This window comes from Pseudomonas sp. R38(2017), assembly GCF_002112395.1.
In the GTDB taxonomy this organism is placed as follows: Bacteria; Pseudomonadota; Gammaproteobacteria; order Pseudomonadales; family Pseudomonadaceae; genus Aquipseudomonas.
The window spans coordinates 628,752-636,412 of record NZ_NEHN01000005.1; the positions used below are offsets into that span (position 1 = coordinate 628,752).

At 60.0% G+C, this 7,661-nt stretch carries 6 protein-coding genes and 1 pseudogene; 5 read left to right on the plus strand and 2 right to left on the minus strand.

The window, feature by feature from the left end:
- Window positions 1–159: 159 nt before the first annotated feature.
- The 3 genes from CAF87_RS16025 (at window position 160) to CAF87_RS16035 (ending at window position 2,720) form a co-directional block, all read left to right on the plus strand.
- Window positions 160–1,308, plus strand: coding sequence for an aldose epimerase family protein (locus CAF87_RS16025; RefSeq protein WP_085732240.1), 1,149 nt, complete (start codon window positions 160–162; stop codon window positions 1,306–1,308).
- Between the two features lie 90 nt (window positions 1,309–1,398).
- Window positions 1,399–2,220 carry an aldo/keto reductase gene (locus CAF87_RS16030; RefSeq protein WP_085732241.1) on the plus strand — a complete coding sequence of 274 codons (822 nt, stop codon included), beginning with the start codon at window positions 1,399–1,401 and terminating at the stop codon, window positions 2,218–2,220.
- A 29-nt stretch (window positions 2,221–2,249) separates the two neighbouring features.
- Entirely contained in the window at window positions 2,250–2,720 is a 471-nt protein-coding gene (locus CAF87_RS16035) for a DUF1810 domain-containing protein (protein ID WP_085732242.1), read from the plus strand.
- Here the strand turns inward: CAF87_RS16035 and CAF87_RS16040 are convergent.
- Window positions 2,685–5,045 (minus strand): DNA polymerase II, encoded by a 2,361-nt coding sequence (locus CAF87_RS16040; protein WP_170929602.1) that lies wholly within the window; start codon window positions 5,043–5,045, stop codon window positions 2,685–2,687. The genes CAF87_RS16035 and CAF87_RS16040 overlap by 36 nt on opposite strands.
- Before the next feature lie 189 nt (window positions 5,046–5,234).
- Here CAF87_RS16040 and CAF87_RS16045 point away from each other — a divergent pair, with 189 nt between their 5' ends.
- A complete protein-coding gene (locus CAF87_RS16045; RefSeq protein WP_085712511.1) occupies window positions 5,235–5,675 on the plus strand; it encodes a CBS domain-containing protein in 441 nt (146 codons plus the stop codon).
- Here CAF87_RS16045 and CAF87_RS16050 read toward each other — a convergent pair whose 3' ends face one another.
- Window positions 5,676–6,299: a glutathione S-transferase gene (locus CAF87_RS16050; RefSeq protein ID WP_085732244.1), complete on the minus strand. Its 624-nt coding sequence runs from the start codon at window positions 6,297–6,299 to the stop codon at window positions 5,676–5,678.
- A gap of 1,079 nt (window positions 6,300–7,378) precedes the next feature.
- Here CAF87_RS16050 and CAF87_RS16055 point away from each other — a divergent pair.
- Window positions 7,379–7,661, plus strand: a pseudogene (locus tag CAF87_RS16055) (energy transducer TonB); the annotation flags it as partial.

Here is a 7,661-nt window from a genome sequence, read left to right on the forward strand (position 1 = left end):
CGGCGTGTATTCCCGACCTTCGGCACCGTTGACTCAACCAATTTAGTCCGACTTTATTTTTGCATTAACCGTTTAATCCGCTATAAATTCCAATTCACCCATTAATTAGCATGACTATTTATCGATTTTCAAAACAACAACAAAAAGGAAGGTCAACCCATGCTTCAATCCCGACACTCACTCTGCGGCCTCGGACTGTCCCTGATGATCGCCACCCTCTCCGCCCAGGCCGCCGGCCTGTCCAGCGAACACAAAGCCTTCGGCAAAACCAATGACGGCACGCCCGTCGAGCAATACATCCTGCGCAACAGCCACGGCATGCAGGCCACGGTCATCACCTACGGCGCGACCTTGCAGGCGCTGCAGGTGCCGGACAAACACGGCAAGCTCGACGACATCGTCCTCGGTTTCGACGATGTGCAGGGTTACCAGAAAGGCACCGCGTACTTCGGCGCGACCATCGGCCGCTTCGGCAATCGCCTGGCCGATGGCGCCTTCGAACTCGACGGCAAACGCTATCAAGTGCCGCAGAACGACAAGACCAATGCCTTGCACGGCGGCACGCAGGGCTTCGACAAGAAGGTCTGGAAGGCGACGGAAACCAAGGACAAGGATTCGGTCGGTGTGACCCTGACCTACCTGTCGGCGGATGGCGAAATGGGTTTCCCTGGCAACCTCACCACCGAAGTGACCTACCGCCTCACCGACAGCAACGAACTGCGCATCGACTACAAGGCCAGCACCGACAAACCGACGGTGCTCAACCTGACCAACCACAGCTACTTCAACCTTGCCGGTGCCGGCAATGGCGACATCCTCAAGCAAGTCGCCACCCTGCACGCCAGCCATTACACCCCGGTCACCGCCAAACTGATCCCGACCGGTGAACTGGCGCCCGTGGCCGGCACGCCGATGGACTTCACCCAACCGACCGCCATCGGCCAGCACATCAAGGCCGATCACCCGCAACTGAAATTCGCCGAACCGCAACACGGTGGCTTCGACTTCAACTGGGCGCTGGACACCAAGGGTGACGTCAGCAAACTCGCCGCCGAAGTCAGCGACCCGCAATCCGGTCGCCACTTGCAACTGTTCACCAACGAACCGGGCGTGCAGTTCTACACCAGCAACTTCCTCGACGGCACGGTCAAGGGCAAGGGTGGCAAGGTCTATCCGCATTGGGGCGCGTTCACCCTGGAGACCCAGCACTATCCAGACTCGCCGAACCAGCCGAACTTCCCGAGCACCCGGCTGGATCCGGGACAGACCTACACGCAGAGCGTGGTGTTGAAGTTTTCCGCGAAGTAGCACCCTCGCCTCCTTTCTGGAGCCGGACGGAACCCATGGACTATCCTGCTGCCCACTCAAGGTATCGACCGTTTCAGAAAGGAGGTTTGAATGCGTACTCTCGAACTGGCTGGCGTGCAGGTTCCGGTGATTGGCCAGGGCACCTGGCGCATGGGCGAAGACCGCTCGGCGCACAAGCGTGAAGTGGCGGCCCTGCGCAGCGGCATAGAGTTGGGCATGACCCTGATCGACACCGCCGAAATGTACGCCGAGGGCGGTGCCGAAAGCGTGGTCGGCGAAGCCATCGCCGGCCTGCGCGATCAAGTATTTCTGGTCAGCAAGGTCTACCCGCACAACGCCAGCCGCAAGGGCATCCCCCAGGCTTGCGAGCGCAGTCTGCGCCGGCTCGACACCGATTACATCGATCTCTATCTGCTGCATTGGCGCGGCCAGTATCCGCTGGAAGAAACCGTCGAGGCCTTCGAGCGCCTGCGCGAGGACGGCAAGATCGGTCGCTGGGGCGTGTCGAATTTCGATGTCGACGATCTCGAAGAACTGTCTTCATCGGCCTGTGCGACCAATCAGGTGCTGTACAACCTGGAAGAGCGCGGCATCGAATTCGACCTGCTGCCGTGGTGCCAGCAACAGCGCATGCCGCTGATGGCGTACTGCCCGATAGGCCAGGGCGGCGCGATGCTGGCCGAGCCGGTGCTGAAACAGATTGCCGCTCGTCACGGCGTGACCCCGGCACAGGTTTCGCTGGCGTGGATTCTGCGTCAGGATGGGGTAATTGCGATTCCCAAGGCCGTGCGCCCGGAACACGTGCAGCTCAATGCACAAGCGGCGCAGCTGCAACTCGATGCCGGGGATCTGGCGGCGCTGGACCAGGCGTTTCACGCGCCACAACGCAAGCAGCGGCTGGCCATGGTCTGAGCCAGCGCCGACTGACAGAGGGCTTCGCCATGAGAAGCACTGATCAGGACGATCCATTCAACCTGCAACGCTTCGTGCTCGCCCAGGACCCGGTGTTCGAACGGGTCCAGTGCGAACTTAGCGAGGGCCGCAAGCGCAGCCACTGGATGTGGTTTGTGTTTCCGCAGTTCGCCGGACTCGGGGGCAGCGAGATGTCCCGGCGCTTCGCCATCGGCTCCGCCGGAGAAGCCCGGGCCTATCTGGCCCATGAGCTGCTCGGCGCCCGGCTGCGCACTTGCGCACAGCTTGTACTGAATGTGCAGCAGCGTTCGATTGCCGAGATTTTCGGCCACCCGGATGACCTGAAATTCCACTCATCAATGACCCTGTTCGCCCAGTTCGCCGACGACGACAGTCTCTGGCATCAGGCGCTGGAGCGTTACTTCCACGGCATCCAGGACGAATGGACCCTGCAACTGCTGGACTCAAAACAGGCCCAGTTGCCCCCCGATCAGGGTTGAGAAATCGTCGTCGACAAACGGCAGGATCGCATCCGCCACCGGTTGCAGCTGCCGGGTGATGTAGTGGTCGTAGTCGATGGCCGCACGGCGCACTTCCAACGGCTCGGGGCCGGCCAGGGTGATGACGTAGCTGATCCAGCCGCCATTCTGGTATTGCCGCGGGCGACCGTGCTGCGCGTTGTAGTCGTCCGCCAGCCGTGCGGCGCGCACATGCGGCGGCACGTTGCGTTCGTAGTCGTCGAGGGTGCGACGCAGGCGCTTGCGGTAGACCAGTCGCTCGTCGAACTCGCCGGCCAACGTCTTGTGCACGTAATCGCGCACGTAATCCTGATACGGCTTGCGCTGGAAGATCCGCTCGTACAGTTCCTGCTGGAACTGCCGGGCCAGCAGCGACCAGTCGGTGCGCACGGTTTCCAGGCCTTTGTAGACCATTTCTTCGCTACCGTCGGCACGGGTCACCAGACCGGCATAACGTTTCTTGCTGCCCTCCTCGGCGCCGCGAATGGTCGGCATCAAAAAGCGTTTGTAGTGGGTTTCGAACTGCAATTCGAGGGCGCTTTCCAGCCCGTACTGCTCAAGCACATGCTCGCGCCACCAGTCGTTGACGTGCTGCACCAGCGCCCGGCCGATGGTCGCTGCTTCTTCCTGACCGTGCGGACGACGCAGCCAGACAAAGGTCGAGTCGGTGTCGCCATAAATCACCGCATGCCCCTGAGCCTCAATCAATTGCCGGGTACGCAGCATGATTTCGTGGCCGCGCAGAGTGATCGACGATGCCAGCCGCGTATCGAAAAACCGGCAACCGCTGGAGCCAAGCACGCCGTAGAAGGCATTCATGATGATCTTCAGCGCCTGGGACAGCGGCGCGTTGTGTTCGCGTTTGGCGGTCTCGCGACCCTCGGCGACCCGGGCGACGATGGACGGCAGGCAATGCCGGGTGCGCGAGAAACGCGCGCCGCGAAAACCCGGCACCGAATCGGCGTCATCCGGATGCTGCAAACCTTCGATCAACCCCACCGGGTCGATCAGGAAGGTGCGGATGATCGACGGATAAAGGCTCTTGTAGTCGAGCACCAGTACCGATTCGTACAGACCCGGCTGTGAGTCCATGACAAACCCGCCGGGACTGGCCTGCGGCGGATTGGTGCCAAGGTTCGGCGCCACAAAGCCCTGGCGATGCATCAACGGCATGTACAAATGAGTGAACGCCGCCACCGAACCGCCGCTGCGATCCGCCGGCAGACCGGTGACGCTCGCGCGCTCGAGCAAAAACTTCAGCAGCTCGGTCTTGGCAAAGATCCGCGTGACCAGTTCGCAGTCTTTGAGGTTGTACTTGGCCAGCGCCGGTTTGTCCTCGGCGAACATGCGGTTGATCTCGTCCATGCGCTGGTACGGGTTGTCGATGGACTTGCCCTCGCCGAGCAGGGTCCGGGCGACGTTTTCCAGGCTGAACGAAGGGAAACTCCAAGTCGCCGAACGCAGGGATTCGATGCCATCGATGATCAACCGCCCCGCCGCTGCCGCGAAGTAATGATTGCGGCTGCCGTGTTCGCGCCACTGCATTTCCTCACCATCGCGCCCGAGCTTGAGCGGCACACCGAGGCGTCGGGCGTGTTCGTGAAGGATGCGCAGGTCGAACTGCACGAGGTTCCAGCCGATGATCGCGTCGGGGTCGTGGCGGGCGAACCAGTCGTTGAGTTTCTTCAGAATCTGGGTGCGCGATTCGCAGTACTCGAGGTCGAAGTCGACGATGCTGTCATCGCCGTTCGGCGCGCCGAGCATGTACACCTGGCGCTCGCCGCAGCCTTCCAGCGCGATGGAATACAACTCGCCCTGCTCGGTGGTTTCGATGTCCAGCGAAACCAGTCGCAGTAGCGGACGATAGTCGTGTGAAGGCTTGAGGTGGGCGTCGAGCAGCAAACCGCCGGCATCGGGCGTGCCGCTGAACCACACCGGCGCCGTGATGAAACGCTCCATCAGGTAGCGCTCGGGCGGTCGCACATCGGCTTCGAAGACATCGACACTGTGACGGTTGAGCGCCGTTTCCAGACGCATCAACTGACCGTGTTGCTGGCAATACAGCCCGAGCACCGGGCGATGTTCGAAATCCTGCAGGGCCAGGGGACGCAGTTCGACGTTCTTTTCGTCTGCCAGCACGCGTTCGGCCTGCTCACGCTGTGCAGCCGGGATGAACGCCACCGATGGCTGATGCGGCAGGCGCACACGGCGCGGACCGGCGTCGGTTGCCAGCCAGAACTCGACTTCGGTGCCGGCCGGGGTGTCGCGCCAATGCCGGGTCAGGACGAAGCCCTGCTGTAAATCCACCACTGCGACCTCAAGAATTGATTCAGACAGGCATTCTACGCGGCATTGCCGCATCCGGTGACAAAGGCCATGTCATGAAAAAACCCGGCAAATGACGTTTTTTGCGTGTTATCTGCCGTTTTGCGGCCTTGCTCTGCGCGCCTCGGTCTACGATGCTTGGAGAACAACGACAACACCTGAGTAACCGCCATGAAAACCGTCGCCCAGCTGCTCAAGCTCAAAGATCAGAAAAATCAGGAAGTGCACCAGATCAAGCCCGATCACATGGTGCTCGAAGCGCTGATGAAGATGGCCGAAAAAAACGTCGGCGCCTTGCTCGTGGTGGAGGACGAAAAAGTGGTGGGCATCATCAGCGAGCGCGATTACGCACGCAAACTGGTGCTGCACGGGCGCTCGTCAGTCGGCACCCCGGTACGCGACATCATGGTGGCGAACGTGATCACGGTGGACACCCACCAGACGGTCGACACCTGCCTGAGCATCATGTCCGACAAACGCCTGCGTCACTTGCCGGTGGTGGAGAACGGCAAACTGCTGGGCCTGCTGTCGATCGGCGACCTGGTCAAGGAAGCGATTGCCGAACAGGCCGAGCTGATCAAACAGCTGGAGCAGTACATTCGCGGGGAATGATCAACCGGGCCAGTGCCTTGCAAAGACCGGCGCCAGCACCGGGTGCCGGTCGATGCGTTGCAGCCACGCATAAAACCCCGGCCGGGCGTGGCGCAGGTGTTCGCGGGTGCCGGCCCAGCGCGTCACCACTGCCGCCAACACATCCAGCGCGCCCGGTGTTTCGTCGTCCAGATACAACTCGGCGGAAAACTGGTCGGCAAACACTTCCCACATCCAGTGCAATCGCTCCCGGGCGCCTGTCATCAGGTTCTGCCGTGACGCTTCGTCCGGCATCACCAGCCAGCGCTCGGGGTAGTCGATGACGCCGATGGCCCCGTAGCAATTGCTGACGATGTACACCAGACCGCGAATCGCCTGATCACGATCGGCGGCGTTGGCCGGCAGCAAACCGGACTTTGGAAAACTCAACCCGAGATGGATCAGGATCGCCGCGCTTTCGGTGAGCGCGCTGCCATCGGGCAATTGCAGGGTCGGGATCTGCTTGAGCGGATTGAGCCTGGCCAGCTCCTGTGCGGCTTCCGCGCTGGCTTCGACATCAATGAACCGGTAAGCGACCTGGCACAGTTCGAGCGCTGCCTCGATGGCCGCCGCTCCTGAATTGCGATGTCCGTAGAGCTGATACATACCCCCTCCTCCATCTCGAAAGACATCCTCTCCAAGCCTATTTATAGCCGTTGTATCGAATTTGGCACGGATTGCGCATTCAACCGCAACTTGCGAATCCCTGATCTCGCAAAACAGCGCTGGCGGTGCCCATCCCGCACCAAGAGCAATCAGTGAACGCTACCCGCGTTCTTGTAAGGTGCGATACCGAACCAAAAGTTCGCGTATCCGAGCTGGCAACAAGGAGTTCACCGCGTGAATCTTCATCTGCTGCGCCACACTTTTCCCTCCGTACCCCTGTACCTGCGCCGTGTTCGTCCTGCGAACAGTCCGTGCATTCCTTTTATTACCTGAACACCTGCACTATTTATTTTTTAAATAGCACGCAAGAAGTCATTGCGTGCGCGCTGCATTAATGAATGCAACAACACATTGTTCGACAATAAATTCCGGACAGCACACCGATACAACTTTCGCCGCTCGGCATTAATATTCAAAGCGCACCAAAACTGCACTTTCAATCATTACCCCGAGCCCGACTTTATTTAGACAAGAACAAGGAACATCACCTGTGACCCGCTAAAACACTGACCCGCACCAAATCAGTCCGCCACGCACCATCAAGCGTCCTGGCCGACACGAGAACAGCCGCTCTATCTCGCTGAACAGCGCGATACCGCTCCAAGCCTGTCTCGCCCCGAAAAAAGCTCTGCAAACAGGGCCGTCGGGAGGTTATGCGCCCATGAAAACCGGCGTGCTCAATGAAACTTATATAAATGCGACATAGGTATCATCCGTGAAATAGCCGCTACACAATTGGTCACTCTTTGGCACAGCGGTTGCTATTGCATCAATCATGAGGGCAAGAATGATGTTCGCCACTCAATTGCATACTCACTTATAAAAGAACAGCCACGGACCGGATCAATGAACCATCGAAGTCGGTATTACTGAAGCAACAAGCTGCACAAGCCCTGTTCAATAGATAGTTCAACTATCGGCTTCTGCACACCTGTATGAAAGTTGCGACCACTCACTCGAACAACGCTGTGTTGTTCGAACGGCACCTTATTGCCCTTCATCAACCCGAGGGAGCTTTAATGAACGATGCGGTAAAGCACAGAACACCGCCGGGGCCATTACCGAACGCAGCGCTTGCGTCGGTGGCGGATCGGCCCGTCTATAAGGCCAACACTTCGCAGCCCGGCGGCCTGAACAAACAGCAGATGCTGTTGCTGGTGGCGGTGTCGGCGTTGATACACGGCGGCGCCTGGTGGTTTTTCCAGCAGGCCAGGGCCGAGCCGCTGCCGACGCCACCGGAAATTCCGGAAATGACCGTCGAGCTGACCAGCCCGACACCTCCGGCCCCGCCGCCCCCACCAC